The following is a 1408-nucleotide window of genomic DNA, read 5'->3' on the forward strand; positions in this document are numbered from 1 at the left end:
AACCGGCCGGCAGGCTCAGCCAGGCGCCGGCGGCAGGCCGATCGGCGGGCGCTCGGGGATGTCCTCCTCCTCCTCCCCGGGCGCGGGCGCCGCCGCCTGGTGCCGCCGCGCCGCCTCCCAGCGCCGCGCGTCGCGGTGCATCGCCCAGGCCTTGGTGAACTCGGCGCCGAGCAGAAAGATCTGGGCGGAGTAGTAGATCCACAGCAGCACGATCACCGCCGAGCCGGCGGCGCCATAGGTGGTGCCGATGGCGCTGCTGCCGAGATACAGGCCGATCAGCGTCTTGCCGAGGTTGAACAGCAGGGTGGTGGCGATGGCGCCCACCATCACGTCGCGCCATTCCAGCTTGCGGTCGGGCAGGATCTTGTAGATCGCGGCGAAGAGCAGCGCGACGAGGGCGAAGGAGATCACCACATTGGCCAGCCGCACCGCCAGCGCCACCGCCGGCAGGTGCCCGTCCAGCGCCTGGCCCAGCGCGGTCAGCGCGGCGCTGACCACCAGCGAGACCAGCAGGAGAAAACCCAGCGTCGCCACCAGCCCGAGGCTCGCCGCCCGCGCCTGCAGCAGGCGGGAGACACTGGTGCGCGGCTCGGCGCGCCAGATCTGGTTCAGGCTGGCCTGGATCTCGCCGAACACGCCGCTCGCCGTCAGCAGCAGGGTGGCGATGCCGAACACGCTGGCCAGCAGGCCGGAGGTGGGGTTGGAGGCGCTGACGATGATGCTCTGCACCAGTTCCGCCCCGGCCGCGCCCATCAGCCCGCCGAGCTGCTCGACGATGGCGCCGCGCGCCGCGTCCTCGCCGAACACGCTGCCGGCGATGGCGATGGCGATGATCAGTACCGGCGCCAGCGAGGTGACGGTGTAGAAGGCGATGGCCGCGCCGCGGCTCAGCGCGTCATCCTCGATGAAGCCCAGCACGGTCTGCCGGATCAGCCACCACGCCCTGTTCATCCGCAGCCCTCCGCGACGGGAGGGGAACGATCCAGCCCCGGCCGCGGTTGCCGGCGGGGCTTCTCCGGCCGCCGCCGCCCGGCCTAGGCTGCGGCGGCCGCGTCGCCGGGGCGGAGCGGCGAGGAGCCCGACGGCCATGACCTTCCCGAGCCTGACCGCCTTCTACGGCGCGCTGCTGGGCCTGCTGTTCCTGGCGCTCTCCCTGGCCGTCTCGGCCGGGCGGGCGCGGTTCCGGGCGCATCACGGCGATGCCGGGCAGGAGGCGCTGCGGCGGCTGATCCGCATCCAGGCCAATTTCGCCGAATACGTGCCGCTGACCCTGCTGCTGCTGGCGCTGGCCGAGGCCGGCGGCGCCGCGCCCGGGCTGGTGCGCGCCCTGCTGGTGGCGCTGCTGCTGGCGCGGCTGGCGCATCCGCCGGGCATGCTGGCGGCCGAGGGCTCGGCGCTGCAATACGCG

The 1408-nt window shown here is 73.7% G+C and carries 2 protein-coding genes; one reads left to right on the forward strand and one right to left on the reverse strand.

Annotation, left to right across the window (positions count from 1 at the left end; translation table 11 throughout):
- Positions 1 to 15: 15 nt before the first annotated feature.
- Positions 16 to 951 (reverse strand): YihY/virulence factor BrkB family protein, encoded by a 936-nt coding sequence (locus HMPREF0731_RS19665; RefSeq protein WP_007005967.1) that lies wholly within the window; start codon positions 949 to 951, stop codon positions 16 to 18.
- A 136-nt stretch (positions 952 to 1087) separates the two neighbouring features.
- Between HMPREF0731_RS19665 and HMPREF0731_RS19670 the strand changes: the two genes are divergently transcribed.
- Positions 1088 to 1408, forward strand: a 321-nt coding sequence (locus HMPREF0731_RS19670) for an MAPEG family protein (RefSeq protein WP_007005968.1), incomplete at its 3' end; no start/stop codon positions are given.

Origin of the sequence: Pseudoroseomonas cervicalis ATCC 49957 (assembly GCF_000164635.1) — a bacterium.
Classification (GTDB): Bacteria; Pseudomonadota; Alphaproteobacteria; order Acetobacterales; family Acetobacteraceae; genus Pseudoroseomonas; species Pseudoroseomonas cervicalis.

Excerpts from the sequence above, each read along its gene's own strand:
- HMPREF0731_RS19665 (WP_007005967.1), bottom strand. The coding sequence starts at position 951 with ATGAACAGGGCGTGGTGGCTGATCCGGCAGACCGTGCTGGGCTTCATC.